18 protein-coding genes and 2 tRNA genes are annotated in these 24,035 nt (G+C 34.5%); 13 read left to right on the top strand and 7 right to left on the bottom strand.

The genetic code is table 11. The features are described from left to right. Positions 1 to 2 precede the first annotated feature (2 nt). Positions 3 to 1,475 (top strand): amidophosphoribosyltransferase, encoded by a 1,473-nt coding sequence (purF, locus tag M9C82_03415; protein ID URQ73017.1) that lies wholly within the window; start codon positions 3 to 5, stop codon positions 1,473 to 1,475. Here the strand turns inward: purF and acnB are convergent. Continuing rightward, on the bottom strand, positions 1,472 to 4,048 hold the full coding sequence (gene acnB, locus M9C82_03410; GenBank protein URQ73016.1) for a bifunctional aconitate hydratase 2/2-methylisocitrate dehydratase: 2,577 nt from the start codon (positions 4,046 to 4,048) through the stop codon (positions 1,472 to 1,474). The two genes, purF and acnB, sit on opposite strands and share 4 nt — an antisense overlap. Positions 4,049 to 4,079: 31 nt before the next feature. Here acnB and M9C82_03405 point away from each other — a divergent pair, with 31 nt between their 5' ends. Further along, entirely contained in the window at positions 4,080 to 4,544 is a 465-nt protein-coding gene (locus tag M9C82_03405; GenBank protein URQ73015.1) for a DUF1289 domain-containing protein, read from the top strand. A 3-nt stretch (positions 4,545 to 4,547) separates the two neighbouring features. Here M9C82_03405 and M9C82_03400 read toward each other — a convergent pair whose 3' ends face one another. Both M9C82_03400 and M9C82_03395 read right to left on the bottom strand, forming a co-directional pair. Further along, complete coding sequence (locus tag M9C82_03400; GenBank protein ID URQ73014.1) at positions 4,548 to 5,258, bottom strand: UDP-2,3-diacylglucosamine diphosphatase; 711 nt, start codon at positions 5,256 to 5,258, stop codon at positions 4,548 to 4,550. A gap of 3 nt (positions 5,259 to 5,261) precedes the next feature. Next, the gene (locus M9C82_03395; GenBank protein ID URQ73013.1) at positions 5,262 to 5,756 is read right to left on the bottom strand and encodes a peptidylprolyl isomerase; all 495 of its coding nucleotides are present in this window, start codon (positions 5,754 to 5,756) and stop codon (positions 5,262 to 5,264) included. A 36-nt stretch (positions 5,757 to 5,792) separates the two neighbouring features. Here M9C82_03395 and cysS point away from each other — a divergent pair, with 36 nt between their 5' ends. Beyond that, complete coding sequence (cysS, locus tag M9C82_03390; protein URQ73012.1) at positions 5,793 to 7,166, top strand: cysteine--tRNA ligase; 1,374 nt, start codon at positions 5,793 to 5,795, stop codon at positions 7,164 to 7,166. A 1-nt stretch (position 7,167) separates the two neighbouring features. Here cysS and M9C82_03385 read toward each other — a convergent pair whose 3' ends face one another. From M9C82_03385 to M9C82_03375, 3 genes are all read right to left on the bottom strand, one after another. Further along, positions 7,168 to 8,106, bottom strand: coding sequence for a calcium/sodium antiporter (locus tag M9C82_03385; protein URQ73011.1), 939 nt, complete (start codon positions 8,104 to 8,106; stop codon positions 7,168 to 7,170). Positions 8,107 to 8,108: 2 nt separating this feature from the next. Continuing rightward, positions 8,109 to 8,825 carry a PD-(D/E)XK nuclease family protein gene (locus tag M9C82_03380; GenBank protein URQ73010.1) on the bottom strand — a complete coding sequence of 239 codons (717 nt, stop codon included), beginning with the start codon at positions 8,823 to 8,825 and terminating at the stop codon, positions 8,109 to 8,111. Positions 8,826 to 8,833: 8 nt separating this feature from the next. Continuing rightward, positions 8,834 to 8,909, bottom strand: a tRNA-Asn gene (locus tag M9C82_03375). 31 nt (positions 8,910 to 8,940) lie between these two features. Here M9C82_03375 and uvrB point away from each other — a divergent pair. Together uvrB and purL are read left to right on the top strand one after the other, a co-directional pair. Then, positions 8,941 to 10,938 (top strand): excinuclease ABC subunit UvrB, encoded by a 1,998-nt coding sequence (uvrB, locus tag M9C82_03370; GenBank protein ID URQ73009.1) that lies wholly within the window; start codon positions 8,941 to 8,943, stop codon positions 10,936 to 10,938. 56 nt (positions 10,939 to 10,994) lie between these two features. Next, a complete protein-coding gene (gene purL / locus M9C82_03365; protein ID URQ73008.1) occupies positions 10,995 to 14,837 on the top strand; it encodes a phosphoribosylformylglycinamidine synthase in 3,843 nt (1,280 codons plus the stop codon). Position 14,838: 1 nt separating this feature from the next. Here purL and M9C82_03360 read toward each other — a convergent pair whose 3' ends face one another. Beyond that, positions 14,839 to 15,375, bottom strand: a complete 537-nt coding sequence (locus M9C82_03360) for an NUDIX hydrolase (protein ID URQ73007.1) — start codon at positions 15,373 to 15,375, stop codon at positions 14,839 to 14,841. 60 nt (positions 15,376 to 15,435) lie between these two features. Here M9C82_03360 and M9C82_03355 point away from each other — a divergent pair, with 60 nt between their 5' ends. The 8 genes from M9C82_03355 (at position 15,436) to M9C82_03320 (ending at position 24,035) form a co-directional block, all read left to right on the top strand. Then, entirely contained in the window at positions 15,436 to 16,014 is a 579-nt protein-coding gene (locus M9C82_03355) for a CoA pyrophosphatase (GenBank protein URQ73006.1), read from the top strand. Further along, a complete protein-coding gene (locus M9C82_03350; protein URQ73005.1) occupies positions 15,995 to 16,516 on the top strand; it encodes a gamma carbonic anhydrase family protein in 522 nt (173 codons plus the stop codon). Before M9C82_03355 ends, M9C82_03350 begins: the two co-directional genes overlap by 20 nt. 2 nt (positions 16,517 to 16,518) lie before the next feature. After that, a complete protein-coding gene (locus M9C82_03345; GenBank protein URQ73004.1) occupies positions 16,519 to 17,220 on the top strand; it encodes a dienelactone hydrolase family protein in 702 nt (233 codons plus the stop codon). A gap of 34 nt (positions 17,221 to 17,254) precedes the next feature. Continuing rightward, on the top strand, positions 17,255 to 19,813 hold the full coding sequence (gene alaS, locus M9C82_03340) for an alanine--tRNA ligase (protein URQ73003.1): 2,559 nt from the start codon (positions 17,255 to 17,257) through the stop codon (positions 19,811 to 19,813). 5 nt (positions 19,814 to 19,818) lie between these two features. Next, a complete protein-coding gene (locus tag M9C82_03335; protein URQ73002.1) occupies positions 19,819 to 21,036 on the top strand; it encodes an aspartate kinase in 1,218 nt (405 codons plus the stop codon). A gap of 18 nt (positions 21,037 to 21,054) precedes the next feature. Continuing rightward, positions 21,055 to 22,680 (top strand): choline dehydrogenase, encoded by a 1,626-nt coding sequence (locus M9C82_03330; protein URQ73001.1) that lies wholly within the window; start codon positions 21,055 to 21,057, stop codon positions 22,678 to 22,680. Positions 22,681 to 22,701: 21 nt separating this feature from the next. Further along, a tRNA-Ser gene (locus M9C82_03325) sits at positions 22,702 to 22,792 on the top strand. A 22-nt stretch (positions 22,793 to 22,814) separates the two neighbouring features. Continuing rightward, positions 22,815 to 24,035, top strand: coding sequence for an aminotransferase class III-fold pyridoxal phosphate-dependent enzyme (locus M9C82_03320; GenBank protein URQ73000.1), 1,221 nt, complete (start codon positions 22,815 to 22,817; stop codon positions 24,033 to 24,035).

Genomic DNA, 24,035 nt, shown 5'->3' with positions numbered 1-24,035 from the left:
AAATGTGTGGAATAATAGGAATTATTTCTGAAGAGGAGGTTTCTTCTTCTATTTACGAATCTTTAACAGTTATTCAACATCGTGGGCAAGATGCCGCTGGTATGGCCACTTTAGAAGACGGTAAGCTTCATGTTAGAAAACAAATAGGTTTGGTTAGAGAAGTTTTCAGAGCCCAACATATTCAAAATTTAAAGGGGAAAATTGGAATTGGACATGTAAGATATCCAACCGCAGGGGGAGTGACTAGAGAGTTTTCACAGCCGCTTTACGTAAATTCACCATATGGAATTAGCATTTGCCATAATGGTAATTTAGTAAATTCAAAAGAGCTTACCCAGGAACTTTATGAAAATGATCTCAGGCATTTAAATACTGATTCAGATTCTGAGGTAATTTTGAATATTTTTGCTAATGAAATGCAAAAAATTAATTCACAGTCACCTTCGCCGGAAGAAATATTTTCTGCTGTGGAAAAAATGCATTTACGTTTAAAAGGTGCATATTCGGTAGTATTAATGATTAGCGGCGTCGGACTTCTTGCTATTAGGGATCCCAATGGAATAAGACCTTTAATGATGGGAAAAAAAGAAAACGACTTGCTAGGCAAAACGGATTATATGTTTGCTTCAGAAAGCCCCGCATTGGATGCTTTAGATTTTGAAATTCTAGGTGATCTCAAACCTGCAGAGGCAGTATTTGTTTCTTTGGAGGGAAAGATGAGCAGAAAAATTTGTCATAACTCTCCCCAACATTCTCCATGCATATTTGAATATGTATACCTAGCAAGACCTGATGCAGTGATCGAAGAAATTTCAGTATTGAAATCAAGGCTAAGAATGGGTCAAAAGCTGGGAAAAAAAATTAATTCAGTTCATCCTAACTCAAAGATCGACGCTGTAATTCCCATTCCTGAAAGCAGTACTTCTTCTGCAATTGAAGTTGCGAAATATCTCGGTGTTAATTATCGTGAAGGATTTGTTAAGAATAGATACATAGGTAGGACCTTCATAATGCCTAAACAAGATATGCGAAAAAAATCAGTTCGCAGGAAGTTAAACCCAATTCCTTTTGAATTTAAAGATAAAAATATACTTTTGATCGACGATTCAATAGTTAGAGGCACCACAAGCAAAGAAATTGTTGAAATGGCAAGAGACGCAGGAGCTAAGAAAGTCTTTTTCGCTTCTGCTGCGCCTCCAATAAGATTTCAAAACGTTTATGGAATTGATATGGCCGCAACAGAAGAGTTAATAGCTCATCAGAGAAATGAAGAACAAATAGCAGATTTCATAGGAGCAGATTGGTTGGTTTATCAAGATTTACATGACTTAATTGAATGCGCGGTTGCTGGAAATAAAAAAATTTCAAGTTTTGAAACTTCAATCTTTGATGGGAATTATGTTTGTGGTTCTGTAACTAAAGAGTACTTAACTAGTCTTGAAATAGAAAGAAAAGATTCAAATAAAGCTTTCTAGTTAGTTTCAATGGTGACCGACGGAAGGGTAGCCGAGTTAGCAGCTTTTCTATAAGCTTCTATTTGATCAAAATTCATGTAACGAAATATTTCAGCTGACATGGTGTTTATCTCACTCATGTGTGAAAGGTATTCTTCAATGGTTGGTAGTTTTCCAAGAATTGCAGAGATCGCCGCAAGCTCAGCAGAAGCTAAATAAACATTTGCTCCATCTCCTAATCTGTTTGGAAAATTCCTTGTCGAAGTAGAAACTACCGTTGAATTAGCTTCCACTCTCGCTTGGTTTCCCATACAAAGGGAACATCCGGGAACTTCTGTTCTTACACCAGCGTCTTCAAAAATCTTATAGAAGCCTTCTTCCTCTAATTGAAATTTATCCATTTTAGTTGGAGGAGAAATCCATAATCTAGTCGGCAAGGAATTAACTTTTTCAAGTAATTTCCCTGCAGCTCTAAAGTGACCAATATTAGTCATGCAAGATCCAATGAAAACTTCATCTATTTTATCCTCTCCAATTTCAGATAAACTTTTAACATCATCTGGATCATTTGGACATGCTAACAAAGGCTCTTTAATCTCATTAAGATCGATTTCAATAACCTCAGCATACTTCGCGTTAACATCTGGTTTCAAAAGCACCGGATTTGAAAGCCACTGCTCCATTTTTTTTGCTCTTCTTTCCAGGGTTCTAGCATCTCCATATCCTTCCGAAATCAACCACCTAAGCAAGATTATGTTTGAATTTAGATATTCAGTAATAGGCTCTTCATCAAGTAACACCGTACATCCTGAAGCAGATCGTTCAGCAGAAGCGTCGGATAGTTCAAAAGCCTGCTCTATTTTTAGATTTGGAAGTCCTTCAATTTCTAAACATCGTCCAGAAAATATATTTTTTTTACCTTCCTTTTCTACGGTCAATAATCCTCTTTGAATTGCAGCATAAGGTATCGCGTTTACTAAATCTCTTAAGGTTATCCCAGGCTGCATCTTTCCTGAAAATTTCACCAAAACTGATTCTGGCATATCCAAAGGAATTACTCCTAAAGCAGCACCAAAGGCAACTAGACCTGATCCAGCAGGAAAACTAATTCCGATAGGAAATCTAGTATGAGAATCTCCTCCGGTACCAACAGTATCTGGCAATAACATTCGGTTAAGCCACGAGTGAATTATTCCATCACCAGGTTTAAGAGCTATGCCACCTCGAGTTTTAATGAATTCAGGAAGAGTATGTTGAGTTTCTATATCTACAGGTTTTGGATAAGCCGCTGTATGACAAAAAGATTGCATAACTAAATCAGAAGTAAATCCTAAACAAGCTAGCTCTTTTAACTCATCCCGTGTCATTGGTCCGGTAGTATCTTGGGAGCCTACAGTAGTCATGATTGGCTCACAATAAGTACCGGGTCTAATTCCCTCAACTCCACACGCTTTGCCAACCATCTTTTGAGCCAATGTGAAACCATCCGACGAGCTATCGTTATCTCCTGGCCTAACAAAAACATCGGTGGGATCTAAATTTAAATATTCTCTTGTTTTATCAGTCAGACTTCTTCCTATAATTAGAGGTATTCTTCCTCCAGCTCTAACTTCATCTAAAAATGTCTCTGATTTAAATTCAAACTTTGAAATTACGTCTCCTTGTTCTGTCAATATTTCACCTTCATAAGGATGAATATTTATAACGTCTCCCGTATTCATCTTTTCCACGTCTGCTTCAAAAACAATTGTTCCGGCATCTTCCATAGTATTAAAAAAAATCGGTGCTATTTTTCCTCCGATGCAAATTCCTCCAGTCTTTTTATTTGGTATAAAAGGTATATCTTCGCCCATATGCCAAAGAACAGAGTTTGTTGCAGATTTTCTTGAGGACCCAGTTCCAACAACATCGCCAACTAATGCAACAGGAAACCCTTTTTCTTTTAATTTATTTATCGTTTCGATTGGATTTTTTATTCCTTCTCTTGGCATTTTGTACATGGCTAAAGCATGAAGAGGAATATCTGGCCTTGACCAAGCATCTGGAGCTGGCGATAAATCATCAGTGTTAGTTTCCCCAGGAACTTTAAAAATACTTGCTTTTATTTCTCTTGGAACTTCTGGTTTCGATAAAAACCATTCAGCATTTGACCAAGAGTTTAAAATTTTTAATGCATTTTTAGAATTTTTTGAGAGTTCTGCAATGTCATTAAATGCATCAAAAATAAGAAGTGTTTTAGAAAGAGCTTCGACTGCTATCTCACCACATTCTTCATCATCAATTAATTTTATGAGCGGCTCAACATTGTATCCACCCAACATAGTACCTAAATAGAAGGTTGCCTCCTTAGGAGAGATTGATTCACATTCAATTTTCTTTTGTGACAAGTCAGCAAGGAAAGCTGCTTTCACATAAGCTGCATCATCAACGCCAGCAGGAACTCTGTTGATAAGAAGATCTAGTAATTCTTTATTCTCTTTTTTTGATTCTTTTATTAATTCAATAAGACTTGAAGTTTGTTCTGCATCTAGAGGCAAAGGAGGGATGCCGAGCTCAGCCCTTTCTTTCAGAGATTTTTTGTAATTTTCAAGCATATTAAGAAGTAAAAATTGTTAATATATTAACATGTCTGAAGATTCTTCTGTACGCACACGAACTCCTTGTGTAGGGATTTGCTCAACGACATATGGAGATGATGTTTGTAGAGGTTGTAAAAGGTTCATTCACGAAGTAATAAACTGGAATTCATTTAATCCTGAGGAAAAAGAATCTGTTTGGAAAAGATTAGAGAAATTAAAAACCTTAATTATGCAATCAAAAATTTCTATAACTAATGAATCATTAATGGAAGAAAAGATTGAAGAACTTCAACTTAAAATAAACTCTGATCTAAATAATTTATCCAAGGCTTTTGAAATTGTTAAGCTAACTAGTAAGAGTTTTGATGATTTAAATGAATTTGGAATCAAATTAGTCAACAAAGATGTAAGTTTAATAGATCTGAAAGAAGAAATTGAGAAAGAACTCTATGATTTATCTATGGCGCATTTTAATAGGTATTTTGTAGAGCCTATTCGTAAGATTAAATAATTATTAAATATTTTCTTTCATTAGTTCAAACTTTCCATCAGTACTTTTGATGTACCACAAGTGTGAGCCCCAATCTCCCAAAACCATTCTGGGCACTCCATTCTCATCATGAACAAATGGCCTGTGAGTATGACCATGGATTAATAAATCTAAAGAATTTTCTTCGATAATTTTTAGGACTTCTAAATTATTAACATCCATTATTGCTTCGTCTTTAGATTTATTTTCAAGTTTGCTTACTTCTCTTAGGCTTTTAGCCACTTCCATTCTCTCATTTAGATCTTTTGATAAAAATTCTTCTTGCCAATTTTTATTTCTAACCAATGATCTAAACTCTTGATAATCTTTATCGTCAGTGCAAAGAGAATCCCCATGCATCAGTAGAATCTTCTTTCTCGAGATTTCTAATTCATGTGGGTCATCAAGCAAAATAGAATTCACATCGTTACAAAATTTTTTCCCAATAAGAAAATCTCTATTTCCGTGCATAAAATATATTTTGCTACCTGAGGTTGTCTTTTCTCTTAAAGTTTTTTTTATCAGGTTAATGAACTGATTTTCATGATCATCACCAATCCATTGCTCAAAAAAATCACCTAAAATGTAAAGTTCATCTTCTGAATTTATTTTTTTAGTTAAAAAATTTATGAAAGCTTTAGTAAGTTCTGGCCGGCTTTCTTGAAGATGAAGATCAGATATAAAAAAAACTGACATGTATCATTTTTTTTCAACACTTATCATATAGACGTCTTCTACCGGAACGTCCTGATGACCTGAAACAAATGTTGTTTTTACTTTAGCAATTTCATCAATAACTTCTTGGCCTGAAATAACTTTTCCAAAAACTGCATATCCTCCAGAATTAGGATAGTCTAAAAATTCATTGTCAGATAAATTTATAAAGAACTGAGATGTAGCAGAATCAAGCTCATTTGTTCTTGCCATCGATAGCGTGTATTTCTCGTTTTTAAGTCCATTATCTGATTCATTTTTTATAGGATCTTTAGTCGGCTTTTGATTCATACCTATTTCAAAACCCCCGCCTTGAATTACAAATCCAGGGATGATTCTATGAAATAAAACGTTTTCAAAAAAATTATCATCCACGTACTCAACAAAATTTTCAACGGTAATAGGGGCGTCCTTTGGATAGAGTTCAATATCAAAATTACCCATGCTAGTAGTGACAGCTAAAATTATAATTTCATTCATAATGAACAAGTATAATACTCGAAACGTCAATAAAAAATGAAAATCTTTAATAGTATTTCATCAAAAAAAGAAGATTTGGTCTTAATTGAAAAAGACAGGATCAATCTATACGTCTGTGGCATGACAGTCTACGATGATTGCCATATTGGTCATGCACGTACATTCATCAGTTTCGATTTATTTGTAAGGTTTTTTTCTTATCTTGGTTACAGAGTTAATTATGTAAGAAACATAACTGATATCGAAGACAAAATTATCGATAAAGCAAAGCTTGAAAAGGTTTCTTTCAGTGAAATCTCAGATAGATTTATTTTTTCCATGCATCATGATTTTAGTAAATTGAATCTCTTGTCACCAAAATTTGAACCAAGAGCATCTGAAAACATACCCGAAATACTTGAGATGATTGAAGAATTAGAAGCAAAAGAATTTGCATACTCAATCGATGGCGGAGATGTGTATTTCGATATTAATTCATATGAAGATTACGGAAAACTTTCAAAGAGAAAGCAAAAAGAACTTGAATCTGGTTCAAGAGTAGAAATTGATGAAAACAAAAAGAATCCAAATGACTTCGTTCTTTGGAAGAGATCAGAAGAAGAGCCTTTATTCGATTCTAAATGGGGTAAAGGAAGGCCCGGATGGCATATTGAGTGCTCTGCTATGAGTAAAAAATTCCTTGGTGAAACTTTCGATATCCATGGGGGCGGTTTAGATTTAAAGTTTCCTCATCATGAAAATGAAATAGCGCAATCTGAATGTTGTTCGGGAAAAACATTAGCTAATCATTGGATGCATGTTGCACCATTGAATGTTAATGGAAAAAAAATGTCGAAATCTTTAGGCAATTTTGTAACTATTAAAGACGTATTAAAAGAATATCATCCAGAGGTTTTGAGAATGTTTTTTTATTTAACACATTACAGAAAACCCATTAACTTCAATGAAAATTCTATAAATGATGCAAAGAATATATTGGATAAACTTTACGAAAGTATAAGAGGATTCGATGAATCCAAATTAGAAGTAGATAAATCATTCTCTATAAAATTTAATAACTCTTTAAAAGATGACTTCAATACTCCAAAAGCAATTAAAGTTCTTCAAGAAATAAATCAACAAATAAATAGGCAAGTATCAACAGATAATTCTGACTTAAGAAAACTTAAAAATAGTCTAAGAAGTTTTGCAAATTCAATTGGGTTGCTTTTAAATTCCGCAGAAGATTATTTTAAGTATTCTGGAGACTTAGAGCTTGATGATAAGAAGATCCAAGAAGCAATTGAAGAGAGAAATGAGGCTAGAGCCAATAAAAATTTCGCTCTAGCTGATTCAATTAGGAAAGAACTTTCAGAAAAGGGTATTTCTCTTGAAGATAAAGAAGGGAAAACTTATTGGAAGAAGAAATAAATCAAAACAAACTGAAAAAATAGTAAAGGGTGTAGCAAATTAAACTCATTCCAGCTATCGGCGCAGTAAGTTTCTTAAATCGGTTTTCAAATGAACCTAAACTTAAATAAGTAACAAATATCGCGGTCAGAATGGACATCATCAAAAAATCTCTAGTAAGAATTTCAGAGCCAAATATTTTTGAGAGCGACATACCTATTATTGGAAAAACTAAAACAATATTTAATATGTTAGATCCGACAATATTTCCAATAACAAGATTTCCTTTTTTTTGTTTTAAAGCGACGAAAGACGTAGCTAATTCTGGAAGACTAGTTCCTATTGCAACCATAGTTAATCCAATCACTACATCTGATATACCAATTAATGAAGCAATGCTAGATCCATATTTTACTGTCAATTCTGAACCTATCAGCAGGAATACAAGACTTGAAAGCGATAGAAAAATTAACCATAGAGTATTATTTGAATCAGATGAACTATTGATCTCTTGAGGTTTTTGTCTAAGTAAATGCATGAGAAAAAGTAAAAATAAACCAATCATTAAAATAGAATCACTGACAGAAATTTTGTAATCGAATAAAACATATCCTGCAATTAAGGAGGTTAGAATAAGTAAGAAAATATCTCTAAGATTCAAAGAGATTTCAGATCTAGCGATAAAAAAGCATGAAAACCCAAAAACTATCCCAATGTTTGCAATATTTGATCCTAATGAATTACCAATAGCAATTTCAGGCTTTAAATTTATCACTGAAGATATGCTCACAAAAACTTCAGGAATAGACGTGCCAAGAGCTACAACAGTTATTCCAAGTAACATGTCGTTGACGCCAAGTTTTTTCCCTAATTTTGATACGTTTGTAATAAATATATCAGCTCCTTTGACTAGAAAAATTAATCCCAAAATGAGTAATAAAGAGGGTAAAAGAAATTCCATTGTTAAATGTTTGCCTTTAGTACATATCTGCAATGTTCGCAGCTTTTACTCGGAGCTGGAGGTGACTCAGCGTCTAAACAATCTTTCATTTTTCTTATTACGCTTGGTATCCAAGAATCATTACCTTTGTAAGGAATAAGTTTAATTTTAAAATTGAGTTTATTTTCAAAGGGAATATTTTTTCTAATTGCATTGCAATATACAAAATAAGCAGTGTCTTGAACATCGAAACCATTATTTCGAAATAGCCATTGATAAATTTCAACTTGTCTTTTATAAGATATTTGCCAGGGTGCATCTAAGGAAACCTCCCCATCCTTGGAGGTAGCTTTATAATCTACAATTATTAATTGATCTGTTTTTGTGTTTATCCACACATCATCAACTAAACCATATAAATAGAAATTTGTTTCTGCATCTAAAAAACCGATGCCCTTGTTCCTTGTTCTCCAATCTTCAATTTCCGGATGGCTAAAAGGCTTAGCGTCTAAACCCGAATTCAATATGTAAGGATGATTTTCTTTAGTTCCTCTAAAGGAATCGAATTCATCTTTAAGTAATTCATCGACAGCGTTATTTAAATTGAATGGAAATGAACTTGGCCTGCTAATACCTAATTTTTCTTCCAAGTAAAAACATTTTGGGCATCTGCAAAAATTTTCTATTCTGGTTCTACTGAGTTTGTATGGATCCGATTTATCTTTATTATATATAGGCATTATAATTCTGGCTCCGCGAGCAGGGCTCGAACCTGCGACCCAGTGATTAACAGTCACTTGCTCTACCAACTGAGCTATCGCGGAAATCGAGGTATTATAGGCAAAAAAACGAAATATGACTAAATCATTTAATATTAAATCTGACTTCAAACCTTCAGGAGATCAACCTAAGGCAATCAAAACAATTGTAGAAGGTTTAAATTCTGGTCTTCTTAATCAAACCCTAAGAGGAGTTACTGGTTCTGGGAAAACATTCGCTATGGCCAACATCATCCAAGAAGTTCAGAGGCCCGCTATAGTGATGGCTCATAATAAGACATTAGCCGCTCAATTGTACGGTGAGTTTAAAGAATTTTTTCCTGAGAATGCAGTTGAATACTTTGTTTCGTACTATGATTATTATCAACCTGAAGCATATGTCCCAACTTCAGATACATTCATTGAAAAAGATGCTTCAATAAATGAGCACATAGAACAAATGCGTTTGTCTGCAACAAAGGCAATCATGGAAAGGAGGGATGTAATTATAGTTGCTTCGGTCTCAGCAATTTATGGTCTTGGAGATCCAAAATCCTATTTAAAGATGGTTTTGCATCTTGATCGGGGCGACGAAATTGACATGAAAGTTCTGCTGATGCGATTGGCTGAACTTCAATACACTAGAAATGATGTTGAGTTTAAAAGAGCAACTTATAGAGTTAAAGGAGATGTAATAGATATTTTTCCAGCAGAGTCAGATTTTGAGGCTTTAAGAATTGAATTATTTGATACCGAAATTGAATCATTAAAATTCTTCGATCCCTTGACCGGAGAAATAATTAGAGACGTTCCAAGGGTGACTATTTTTCCTAAAACCCATTACGTAACTTCCAGAGACATTATGCTCAGTGCAGTTGAGAAAATCAGATCTGAAATGAAAGAAAGAGTTCGATATTTCAAAAAAAATGAAAAACTGATTGAAGCTCAGAGGATTGAGGAAAGGACTAAATACGACATGGAGATGATTAAAGAATTAGGTTTCTGTTCGGGCATTGAGAACTATTCACGATATCTGTCTGGAAGAAAAAAAGGGGAGGCACCGCCAACTTTATACGAGTATTTACCTGAGGACGCCTTAGTTTTTGTAGACGAGTCTCACGTTTCTTTACCTCAAATAAGAGGAATGTATCGGGGAGATCGATCTAGAAAAGAAACACTCACTGAATATGGATTTAGATTACCAAGCGCACTCGACAATAGACCTCTAAGATTTGATGAATGGGAAATCTTGTCAGGACAAAAGATATTTGTTTCTGCCACTCCGGGAGAATACGAAAATGAAAATTTAGATCAAATGGTGGATTTGATAGTAAGACCCACAGGATTACTTGATCCGACAATTGAGATAAGACCCGCAACCAATCAAGTGGATGACTTAATTTCAGAAATTTATGAAAAAACAAAGAAAAAAGAAAGAGTTTTGGTGACAGTTCTTACAAAAAGAATGGCAGAGGATTTAGCGCAATATCTTTTTGAAAAAGATATCAATGTTAAATATCTTCATTCCGATATTGATACTGTTGAACGATCGGAAATTTTAAGAGATTTAAGACTTGGAAATTTTGATGTATTGGTAGGTATTAATCTTTTAAGAGAAGGATTAGATTTACCGGAAGTTTCCTTGGTAGCAATTTTAGATGCTGACAAAGAAGGATTTCTTCGTTCTGACACTTCACTAATACAAACAATTGGACGAGCTGCAAGACACATTAATGGTCATGCTATTTTGTATGGCGATAAAGAAACTGGCTCAATGCAAAGAACAATCAAAACGACTAAAGAAAGAAGAAAGATTCAAATGGCTTTTAACGAAAAACATAATATTAAACCAGAAGGTATTGTAAGGCCTATTATGGACGTTATGGAAGGATCGAAAAATCTTACGAAGAAAGAATTCATTGAAGAAGTTGACAAAAAATTTGAGGAAGAGTACCTGTCTCCTAAAGAGTTAGCTGAAAAAATTGATGCTCTTGAAAAATTGATGTTGGATCACGCTACTAAACTTGAGTTTGAAGAAGCAGCAAATATCCGCGACAAAATCACTTCATTAAAGAACAAGCTTTTTGCGGCTTAAATTACTTGAGAAATAAAAAGTCTTCTTGATTTATAATATTTAAATCTCAGGCAAAAATGCAAAATATTTATGAATTCTCTCCTAATACTGTTGGCATCTTAGGCGATTTATCTTTTTCTAACTTCAAAACTTTAAGAATAGCTAATTTATTAAAAGAGAGAAAATTATTCCTCAATGAAATAAGCGATTTTTTCATATTGGAGACTAGAAAGCCTTGGTCTGAAATTGCGGAATCTGAAAAAAGAACGATTCTAAGTCTTTTAGGAGGAAAAAATAACCAATCAATTTCCTTGCAATCAGTGTTCATATCGCCAAAAAAAGGAATTCAGTCGCCATGGTCATCAAAGGTCAAAGATATTTTTTCAAAGTGCGGAATGGATTTGCTGAATATAGAGAAATTGAATTTATACTCTTTTTCAAAAGAAACAGATTTGAATGTGAAAGATTTGAGCATTTTATTTGATCCCCTAACGGAAGAAATAATTTTAGAACTTGCCAAGATAAAAGAATTGTTTTCTGTGCCTGACAAGAAAATTAGTAGAGAAATTGAATGCGCAACCAAAGACAGTTTCATTAAGGCAAACAAAGACTTAAATCTTGGTTTAAATGAATATGAAATAAATTATTTATTCCTCGGATTAAAAAATATAGAAAGAAAAGTTCAAGACTCAGAGTTAATGATGTTTTCGCAGATAAACTCTGAACATTGTCGTCACAAAATTTTTAACTCCAATTGGAATGGATTGGATAAGGTTGACGAAGGAAAAAGTTTATTTTCAATGATCAAAGATACTTATCGTAACCATTCTGAAAATGTATTATCGGCTTATAGCGATAACGCAGCTGTTATAGAAGGATTTGGAGAATCAAGATTTTTTCCAGATCCTAATTCAAAAAAGTATAAAAATTTTAAAGAAGGCAATAATTTTTGTATTAAGGTAGAAACTCATAATCATCCCACCGCCATTGCTCCATTTCCAGGAGCTGCTACGGGCTCTGGCGGAGAGATAAGAGATGAAGGTGCAACTGGAAGAGGCGCAAAACCAAAAGCAGGCTTATGCGGTTTTTCTGTATCGCACTTAAGGATACCTAGTCAAATTGAATCTTGGGAAGGTAAAGAAAATAAGCCCAAAAGAATTGCTTCACCTTTGGAAATAATGATCGAGGGACCTATTGGTGCTGCATCTTTTAATAATGAGTTTGGAAGGCCAAATATATTGGGTTATTTCAGATCTTTTGAAAAATATGACGAAAATAATAAAACTCATTCAGGATTTCATAAGCCAATCATGATTGCTGGCGGCATTGGAAATATTCGTCCAATTCATACACATAAAAACAAAGTAAAGAAAACTGCAAAAATTGTTGTGATTGGTGGTCCAGGTTACCTCATTGGATTGGGCGGTGGTTCAGCATCGTCAACTGAAACAGGAAGCTCCGAAGAAGCTTTGGATTTTGCTTCAGTGCAAAGATCAAATCCAGAAATGCAAAGAAGATGCCAGGAAGTTATCGATCAATGCTGGCAACTTGGAGATGCTAATCCCATAAGTTTTATACACGATGTTGGAGCAGGGGGTCTTTCCAATGCTCTTCCAGAACTAATTAATGATTGTGGATTTGGAGCTGCAATAGACTTTTCCAAAATACCTTGCGCTGATCCTTCCATGAGTGAGATGGAAATTTGGTGTAACGAATCCCAGGAAAGATACGTAATGGCGATAGAAAAAGACAATCTCAAAACCTTAGAAAATATCTGCTTAAGAGAAAATTGTCCCATTGCAGTAGTTGGGAATTTTTTAGAAGAAAAAAGATTAATTGTTTCAAGAGGGGATCAATCAATCATAAATTTAGATATGAATTTTATTTTTGGAGCCAACAAAAATTTATTTAGAGATTATAAAAAGCCACTTAAAATAGCTAAAGAAAAAATAAAGAATTTAAATTTTGATATAAAAAAAGAGCTCCTCTCAGTTTTAAGACATCCGACTGTATCGAGGAAAAATTTCCTGATAAATATAGGTGATAGAAATGTTGGAGGCCTAACATTTCGAGATCAGATGATTGGCCCTTTACAAATTCCTGTAGCAGATAACGCCATAACAATGACCAATTACAATGAAGTTACGGGTGAAGCCATGGCAATGGGTGAAAGATCACCAGTTGCTTTAATAAATCCTCAGGCTGCAGGTCGCTTAGCAATTGTTGAAGCGTTGCTAAATCTTTTGTCCAGTGGTGTTCAAAAATTGTCTTCGATTAAACTTTCAGCTAATTGGATGGCTGCTCCAAATACTATGGAAACAAATTCAAGTTTATTTAATACTGTTAAAACAGTAAGTGAAGATATCTGTCAAAAATGGCATTTGACCATACCAGTTGGAAAAGACTCTCTCTCAATGGAAACTAATTGGGGTAAAAATAAAAATACTAGTCCTGAATCATTAATCGTATCAGCGTTTTCTCCAATTAAAGACATTACTAAATCTATAACGCCTATGTTAAGTAATTCTGAAGATTTAGTTTTGGTCAGAATAAACTTTGGTTCAAGTGAAATGAGGCTTGGAGGGTCAATTCTAAGCCAGGTAATTAATTCAGATTTTAAGTCATCTCCTGACATAGAGGAAATAGATAAGTTCCCTAAAGTCTTCGATAAGATTTGTGAGTTAATTAACAAAAAAAAGATATCAGCTTTGCATGATATTTCAGATGGTGGAATGGTAACGAGTTTAATCGAGATGATGTTTGCTGGAAATTGTGGTTTAAAAATTAAGTTAGATTATGCATTAGACGATCTCAAGAAGAATTTATTTTCTGAAGAACCAGGATTAATTCTTCAATTATCTAACGAAAGTTACGAAGAACTTTTAGATTTTTTAAAAGATATTAGTTTTACAAAGATTAGTAAGGTTGGTGAAACTATTTCTGAAACCAAACTGATTTTAGAAGCTCTTGATTACAAGGATCAATTTTCCTTCAAAGAATTAATGACTAATTGGTCAAAAGTTTCTATTTCAATAAAAAAATTGAGAGACAATCCGCTTGATGCTGAGCAAGAGGAAAAATCATATCTTGATAAAGAAACTAATATTCTAAAACAGCACATAAATTTTTTGATACCCAAAAGGATTGATAACTTTTCAAAGCCGTCTTTAGCGGTGATTAGAGAACAAGGAGTAAATGGACATACAGAAATGGCGGCTGCTTTTAGTACTGCAGGTTTTGAAGTGACAGATATTCACATGAACGATTTGTTGTCTCAAAAGTTTAATTTAAAAGATTTTCAAGGAATTATTTTTCCTGGAGGATTTTCTTTCGGCGACGTATTAGGGGCAGGAAAAGGCTGGGCCAATTTTATTTTAAATAATTCGTTGTTAAAGAACCAATTTGAAGAATTTTTTAGTAAAAAAGAAAGCTTTTCTCTTGGTGTATGTAACGGTTGTCAAGTTTTATCCAATCTTAAAGAAATAATACCTGGCACCGATAATTGGCCAAAATTAAAAAATAATAGTTCTGGTCAATTTGAGGCAAGATTGACCCAAATAAAAATCTTTAAATCAAATTCTTTGCTGTTCGACGACATGGAAAACTCACAATTACTTGTTCCTGTTGCCCATGGTGAAGGTAAAATGATTTTTTCGCACCCTGAAAAGGTATCAAAGAATAATCAGCTGGTAATGTCCTATGTGGATACCGCAGGTAATGAAACAGAATCTTATCCCGGCAATCCAAATGGCTCTGAGAAAGGAATAACAGGAATCTGTTCAGAAGATGGAAAAGTAACAATTATGATGCCACATCCTGAAAGGGCATTTTTAAATGCTCAATTGTCTTGGACAGATTTAGGCGATGAGGGCTTTTCTCCATGGATAAAAATGTTTCACAATGCTAGAAAATATTTTTAGATTATTTTCTGATTATGTCTCCCACTCTTAAAGGAAAGCTATCTTTCTTAAGGTCTTCAAAAAAATAATCAATTGTTTTTGTTACAAATGGAAAAGCTAATTCATCATATGGAATGTCTTCCTTAGAAAAAAGCTTTACGTCTAAACTTTCAGTTGTAGGACCGAATGATAGATCTTGCAAAGAAGCCAAATGTATTACATAAACTTGGTTTATTTGAGGAATGTTAAAAATTGTATAAATCGATCCCATTTTAACGTCAGCTTCAGTTTCTTCTTTTGTTTCTCTTTTTGCGCCATCTTCTAAAGATTCTCCATTTTCTAAAAAGCCAGCTGGTAATGTCCATAAGCCATATCTCGGTTCAATAGCTCGCTTACAAAGTAAAATTTTATTTTCATACGACGGAATTGTGCCAACTACAACGTTAGGATTTGAATAGTGTATGGTTCCGCAATTATTGCAAACGTATCTCTCTCGATTATCTCCTTCGGGAATTTTTAAATTAATCTCTGAAGAACCACAAACAGGACAATATTTCAATTTTGATCTCGGTAATTATCTTAAGGAAGCAAAGTATAATTGATGTAAGGTGTATTACAAATGTTAGAAAAATTGAAACAAAGTTTAAATAGCATTGAGCTAAGAAAACCTGATCAAAAATTGCCACAAGCTGCTGTCATCATTTTATGTTATCAAAAACAAGATGATCTTTTTTTTATTATGACTGAGAGAGCTAGCACCTTGCCCAGTCATCCAGGCGAAGTAGCCTTTCCAGGCGGGAAAAAAGAGGAACAAGATGAAAATTTAATGCAAACAGCTTTGAGAGAAGCTGCAGAAGAAATATCTATGGACCCAAATGCTGTAAAAGTCCTTGGGCAATTAAATCCACTAGAATCCAGATTTGGACTGAGCGTAACCCCTTTCGTTGGTTTAATAGATAAAGAATTCCATCTAAAAGCAAATCCAAGCGAAGTTGCAGAAATTTTTCATTTACCAGTTTCATTTTTTGGTAACAATCCTTTAATAAAACAGGGTGTGACAAATTTTAAGGGAGAGACTTTTGATACGCCTGTTATAATTTATGAAGATCACGAAATATGGGGTTTGACTCTTGCGTTTACCCTAGATTTCTTGAAGTTGTTTGGAATAAAATTTAAAAATGATTTACAAATTAGGTGACAACAGTGTTCAAACCGCTGGAGATGATTTTTTCATAGCTCCGTCTGCAAGCGTTATGGGAAGAGTTTTTTTAGATAAACATGTAAGTGTTTGGTTCGGAGCAGTAATTAGAGGAGATGTAGAAGATATTAAAATTGGTGAAAATACAAATATCCAAGATTTATCTGTGCTTCATGCTGATCCAGGACATCCACTCATTATTGGAAAAAATGTAACTGTTGGTCATAAAGTTATGTTGCATGGATGTTCTATTGGCGACAATAGTCTAATAGGCATTAATAGCGTAATTCTTAATGGGGCGAAAATTGGACAGAATTGTTTGATTGGCGCTAATAGTTTAGTGACCGAGGGATCTGAAATACCAGACAATTCTCTAGTCATGGGCTCTCCAGCAAAAGTAAAAAAAGAATTGGGTCCCGAAATGGAAGAAATCCTGAAAGGCTCTGCAAGTCATTACGTAAGCAATTATAAGAATTTTAAAAAAAATTTAATGGAGAAATAAATATGTCTGAAATACATACTTATGAAATTGATGGAAAAAGTTATAAAGGTTTTTTTGCAAGTTCTGGAGAACAGAACGCCCCTTGCGTTTTGATAGCGCATGCTTGGGCGGGTAGAGATGACTTTGTAAATAACAAGGCAAAGGAATTATCAAAACTTGGTTATCATGCTTTTGCCTTAGATATGTATGGCGAAGGAAAAAATGGTTCATCAGTGGAAGAAAATTCTGCTTTAATGCAACCTTTGCTTGATGACCGAGATGAACTGGCTAAAAGAGTCCTTGGGGCGTCAGAATATGTCCAGAGCCTCGAAGAAGTAAATTCTAGTGAGATAGCAATAATGGGTTATTGCTTCGGTGGATTAGTAGCGCTGGACTTGGCAAGATTAAAAGAGGATCTCAAAGGGGCCATAAGTTTTCATGGATTTCTGGCTGGGCCAGAAAATGGAAATAATGCTTCAATAGGGGCAAAAGTTTTAGCTCTTCATGGGTTGCAAGATCCAATGGTTGGTCAAGATCAAATTGATTCTTTTAGTACCGAAATGACCGAAAAAAATGTTGACTGGCAATTGCATATTTTTGGAAACGCTATGCACTCGTTTACTAATCCTGAAGCCAACGATCCTGATTTTGGAACAGTATATTCAAAGGAAGCCGATGAAAGATCTTGGAAAATGCTAAAAGATATCCTTCAAGAGATTTTTTGAGTAAATGAATTCTCTCTCAGTTCGGAAAACATTCTTGGATTTTTTTTCTGAGAAAAATCATAAGCTAGTTCCTAGCTCCAGTATCGTGCCAAATAATGATAAGTCCTTGATGTTTACTAACGCCGGAATGATTCAATTTAAAGATGTATTCTTGGGAGCAGAAAAAATAAACTATCTAAGAGCAACTAGTGCTCAAAAATGTATACGAGCAGGCGGGAAACATAATGACCTTGAGAACGTAGGATACACTCTCAGACATCATACTTTTTTTGAGATGTTGGGTAATTTTAGTTTTGGCGATTACTTCAAAGAAGATGCTATAGCATTTGCGTGGGAACTTTTAACGAAACATTACAATTTACCTGAGGAAAAGCTTTGGGTAACAGTACATGAAAGCGATGCGGAGTCAGAAAAGATTTGGATTAATAAAATTGGAATTGATAAAACAAGACTTTCAAAGTTGAGTGAGGATAATTTTTGGTCAATGGGGGAGACAGGTCCTTGTGGACCATGCAGCGAAATTTTTTATGATCATGGTGAGCATTTAGAAGGGAATTCTCCCGAAGAAGGCAAAGAAACTGGCGAAAGATTTGTTGAAATTTACAATTTAGTTTTCATGCAATTTAATAGAGACCTCGAAGGCAATCTAAATTCTTTACCAAAACCTTCTGTAGACACAGGAATGGGTTTCGAGAGAATTTGCGCGGTTCTGCAAAACACTCCGGATAACTATGAAACTGACCTATTTAAACCTCTTATAAACGAAATAGCTAATGCTTGTTCGGAAAAAGATTTATCAAATTCTTCTTTAAGAGTAATCGCAGATCACTTGAGAGCGTCTTGTTTCATGATTTCAGATGGAGTTTCGATTGGAAATGAAGGAAGAAATTATGTTTTGAGAAGAATAGTAAGAAGAGCTTTAAGGCATGGATATAAGCTTAATGATAAACATGTTAATACCTTGTCGAGCTTAGTTCCTTTTGTGGTTAATCTTTACAAAGAACTATACCCTGAGTTAAAAAAAAATGAATCATTAATACGAGATGCTTTAGTAGAAGAAGAATTAAAATTTAACGTCACTTTGAATCAAGGAATGAATCTTCTAGAAACTGAAATTAAAAATTCAAAAAATAAATCAATTTCAGGTGAATTAGCTTTCAAACTATATGACACATATGGATTTCCATTAGATATGACTTTAGATTTTGCAAGAGAGATGAATTTAGAAGTAGATGTGAAGGGTTACGATGAGTTAATGAATCAACAAAAAACTAGAGCAAAAGAAAGTAGTTCATTTGAATCTTTATTGCCAAGTTCCATTGATCTTGTTGAAGACACTAAATTTATAGGATACGAAGATGATAGCGCAAAAGCTGAAATAAAAATTATCTTTCAAGATGGCATACAAACTAAACTAGCTACCGAGGGTGAATGTGCAATAATTTTTAATGAGACACCTTTTTATGCTGAATCAGGAGGCCAAGTAGGAGACAGTGGAAAAGTCTATGCTGCGAATGGTTCCGGAGAAATTTTTGATACTAAGAAAATGGGTAGTCAACATATTCACTTATGTAGGATTTTAGATGGTTCATTTTCTGAAAATGATTTGGTAGAGATTGAAATCGAAAAAGAAAGAAGAGACAAGATCGTTTTAAATCACTCAGCCACCCATTTGATGCATGCTGCTTTAAGGAATGTTTTGGGAACGCATGTTCAACAAAAGGGTTCATTAGTAAATGAGGAAAAGCTTAGATTTGATTTTTCACACTCCAAAGCTGTTAGTTCCGATGAAATTAAACTTATAGAAGACCAAGTAAACGAAATTATAAAAAAGGATATTGCTACAGAAATTTTTGAGACCTCTTTTGATGAGGCAATCAAAATGGGAGCTTTAGCATTTTTTGGAGATAAATACGGAGAAACGGTAAGAGTATTAAAAATCGGTGGAGATTATTCGACTGAGCTTTGTGGGGGAACTCACGTTGAGAAAACTGGCCAAATTGAAAATTTCAAAATTGTATCCGAATCAAGTATATCTTCTGGAGTCAGAAGGATAGAAGCTGTTACAGGTAATGAAGCAAATTTACTTTTGAAAGAGGAAAGTAATGAGATAAAAAAAATAGCTGATTCTTTTGGAGTATCGGTAAGTGAATTAGATAGAAAAGTTAAAGAGAGTAAAAAGGTAATTGACCTATTTCAAAAAAAATTTAAAGATTTTGAAAATATAAATAATATGAACCTTGAAAAACATTTTGAATCAAATTTTGAAAAGATTAATGAAATGAATGTTTTGATGCAAAGAATTGATGGATTAAATTTATCTTCATTAAGAGGAAATTTGGATAACTTGAAGAATAAGACACCTAAAGCAATTATTATTTTAGTTGGAGAAAATAATTCTAAAGCTCAGATTGTAGTTTCTGTCACTAAAGATTTATTTGGAACTTATAGCGCCAAAGATATTTTAAACTCCCTTTCAACGAAATTTAATTTTAAAGGAGGAGGAAAAGACGATTACGCACAAGCTGGTGGAGACTCAATAGAAGTTTTGGATAGAGTGTTTGAAGAAGTTCGATTGTTAATCTCTTCTTAATAAAAATGAATAATCTTGTAGTACAAAAATATGGTGGAACCTCTGTTGCAAACACTGAAAGATTTCAGGCAGTAGCAGATATTGTTGTTGAGTCTATAAATAATGGAGTAAACGTTGCTGTAGTAGTTTCAGCAATGGCGGGAGAAACGCAAAGATTAATTGATCTTGCAAAAGAGATTCAAGCAGAACCTGATCCAAGAGAATTTGATGCTTTGGTTTCTTCGGGCGAGCAAGTTTCAGCAGCTCTATTGGCAATTGCACTTAAAGAAAGAAATTTTTTGTCAAAATCCTATACTGCGTATCAACTAGGTTTAAAAACTGATAACGTTCATGGAAAGGCAAGAATTAATTCTATTAATATTGATTCTTTAAAAAATGATATCGAATCAGGGATAGTTCCTGTGATCACTGGCTTTCAAGGCATTAATACTCAAGGAGATATTACTACATTAGGTAGAGGAGGTTCCGACACAACTGCAGTTGCACTTGCTGTCGCACTCGATGCCAAGGAGTGTCAAATTTATACTGATGTGGATGGAGTTTATACTACCGATCCCAATGTCTATAAAAAGGCAAAAAAAATAGACAAGATTTGTTTTGAAGAAATGTTAGAACTTTCGAGTTTAGGTGCTAAAGTCTTACAAATTAGATCGGTTGAATTTGCAAGCAAGTACCAAATGCCTTTGAGGGTGCTCTCAAGTTTTAATAAATCCGGAGGAACTTTGATTACAAAAGAAGATAATAGCTTAGAAAGTGCAGTAATTTCTGGCATTACTTGTAGTAATGATGATTCGAAAATTATTTTGAGAAATGTTCCAGATACTCCAGGGATAGCTGCAAAGATTCTTTCTCCAATTAGTGAAGCAGGGATAGATGTAGACGTTATCGTTCAAAATGTAGGTTCTGACAAATCTACGGATTTCACATTTACTGTTAAAAATGATTTATCTGAGAAAGCTGCAAAAATTTTAAAAGATTTAACTGAAGGCTTTGGAGGCGGAGAAGTTGAGTTAGTTAAAGACGTCAGTAAAGTTTCAGTGGTCGGAGTTGGCATGAAATCTCATGCTGGAGTGGCTGCTCAAATGTTTGGTGCCTTAGCGAATAAAAAAATAAACATTGACATGATATCCACTTCTGAGATAAAAATTTCTGTAGTGGTTGCAAAGGATAAAGCAGAAGAAGCTGTCATTGCCTTACACGATGAATTCGAATTAGATAAATAGGAACAAGGAGTATTAAAAATGGATAGGACGGTTGATTATATAGTTGTTGGAGCAGGAAGTTCTGGTTGTGTTATGGCAAACCGACTATCCGAAGACGGAAAGAAAAGTGTATTAATTTTAGAAGCTGGAGGGAAAGATACTAACTTTTTTATTCACATGCCCGCTGGCTATTCTCAAATCGTGCCAAATAAAAGCGCTACCAATTATGGATTTGAAACAGAGCCAGAAGAAACTACAAATAATAGAAAACTTTATTGGCCCAGAGGAAGAGGATGGGGTGGATCCTCATCAATAAATGCAATGGTTTACATAAGAGGGCATGCATACGATTATGACCTATGGCGTCAACAAGGCAACACAGGTTGGTCATACGAAGACGTTCTGCCTTATTTTAAAAAAGCTGAATCATTCAATGGAGATGGAGATAGCGATTATCATGGTTTTGATGGTCCTTTAAGTGTAAAAAAATCTGAGAGTACTCATGACAAGTTATTAGATGTCTTCGTAGAAGCCGGTGAACAAGCAGGATTTCCTTTAACGAACGATTTCAATGGAAAAAATCAGGAAGGATTTTCAAGGTATGAACATACGATGGCAGACACTAAAAGAGGCCCAAGAAGATGGAGTTCTGCACGAGCATATTTGCATCCTGCCTTAAAGAGAAAAAATCTTGCAACCGAGACAAATGTTCAAGTAAATAAAATTTTATTTGAAGGAAAAAAAGCTGTTGGAGTGGAATACTCTAAAAAAGGCAAGACTTTTTCAGTAAAAGCTAATGCAGAAGTAATTTTATCCGCTGGAGCTATTAATTCACCTCAAATATTGATGAATAGCGGTATCGGAGATTCCTTGGAATTAAATAAGCATGGCATTAATGTTTTGCATGAATTGAAGGGAGTTGGGAAAAACTTACAAGATCATTACGCAGTGGTTAATTCTTTCAATTGTACGCAACCCATAACTTTGCATAAATCAGCAAGTTTCTTAAAAACACAGTTGTCCGGTTTACAGTATTTACTTTTTGGGACAGGAGACGCTGCTTTTCCTCCCACCAGTGCAGGGGCATTTTTTAAATCAAGTCCTGAAAAAGATATTCCAGACACTCAAATACATTATGCTTCTTTTCATTCCACCGATTTACATGGAAGAGATGGTATAGATTCGAATCATGGATTCAGTGGAGTTATATGCATTTTGAGACCGCAAAGTAGGGGTCACTTAGAATTAAAAAGCTCAAATCCAGATGATGCTCCTTTGATGTTTCCTAATTATCTTTCTGAAGAACAAGATCTAATCGATACAAGAAACGCAACTAGAGAGACTATAAGAGTTTTTATGCAGGCAGCTTTTGATGAATATAGAGGAGACCGATCAAAACCAGGTTTAGATGTTAATGTTGATAACGATGATGAACTAGATGCCTGGATTAAGAATACTGGTGAAACTCTTTATCACCCAGTAGGGACTTGTAAAATGGGTAGCGACGATCTTGCTGTTGTTGATGACAATCTCAAAGTAAGAGGAGTTGATAACCTGAGGGTAGTTGATGCATCCATTATGCCAACTTTAATTGGAGGTAATACTAACGCTCCTTCAATTATGATTGCTGAAAAAGCCTCCGATATCATTAGACAAGCTGTTTAAAAAAACTAGAATTGCATCTAAGGAGAGGTGGCTGAGTGGTTGAAAGCGCTCCCCTGCTAAGGGAGTATGTGGTAATACCGCATCGAGGGTTCGAATCCCTCCCTCTCCGCCATAATTTTATATAATAACTTCTAATGAAATTAAAACAGGAAGCCTCAGATAAATTATTTTCTAGAGCCAAAGAAATTATCCCCGGAGGGATATTTGGACACTACAAATATGCTGTAAGAGAAGAGGGGCCTAAATTCTTCTCAAAGGCTAAGGACGCTTATTTTTGGGATGTTGATGGCAACAAATACGTTGACTTAATTTGTGGTTGGGGCCCTATGATACTCGGTTACAACAACCCTATTATTGATAAAGCAGCTCAGTCTCAATATTCATCAGGCAACACAGTAAGTATTGCTTCTCCTGTAATGATTGATTTAGCTGAAACACTAGTTGATATGGTGGATATAGCCGATTGGGCATTGTTTGGAAAAAACGGTGGTGATAGTACTCAATTAGCGGTAATGATTTCTAGAGAAGAAACTGGAAGAAAAAAAGTTTTAAAAATTACAGGTGGCTATCACGGAGCCAATGGTTGGATGCAAGACAAAGGAAGTGCGGGCACAATAGATTCAGATAGAGCTGAAGTAATTTCAATTCCATGGAACAGTATTGAAGATTTTGATTCAGCAATTTCGAACTTCGGTGATGAAATTGCCTGTTTTATTTCTAGTCCATACGATCATCCAACTTCTAAAGACAGTTCTTTGCCAAATAAAGGTTACTGGGAGCATATTCAAAAAGTTTGTAATAAAAAAAATATTTTAATTATCGTTGACGACGTGAGAACTGGTTTTAGAATAAATTTAGCTGGATCCAACAAAGCTTTTAATTTTTCTCCGGATCTTGTCTGTCTCGGAAAAGCAATTGCTAACGGTTATCCCATTTCCGCTTTGGTCGGTAAAGATTCCTTAAGAGATGCAGCTAATAAAGTTTATTTTAGTGGGACTCAGTTTTTTAATTCTGCTCCTATGGCAGCCTCAAAGGCAACCTTAGAAGAATTAAAAAAACAAAATGCTGTTGAATGTATGAATTATCATGGTGAGCTTTTAAAAAAAGGGTTAATTTCAATAGCAAAAGATCACGGTTTTGACTTGAGAGTTACAGGTGTGCCTGCGATGCCGTATTTTAGAATAAAACACGAAAATAAAAAATTACATTCAATTTGGTCTGATGAGTGCCTGTCGAGAGGTATTTATTTGACTAGTTACCATAATCACTTTCTATCAATGGCGCATGGGGAAGAAGAAGTTAATTTAATAATTAAAATAGCTTCCGAAGCTTTTGATGCAGTTGCAAAGCTTTGA

Source organism: SAR86 cluster bacterium (assembly GCA_023703675.1).
GTDB lineage: Bacteria > Pseudomonadota > Gammaproteobacteria > Magnimaribacterales > AG-339-G14 > AG-339-G14.
This window is presented reverse-complemented; position numbering and strand designations above follow the sequence as displayed.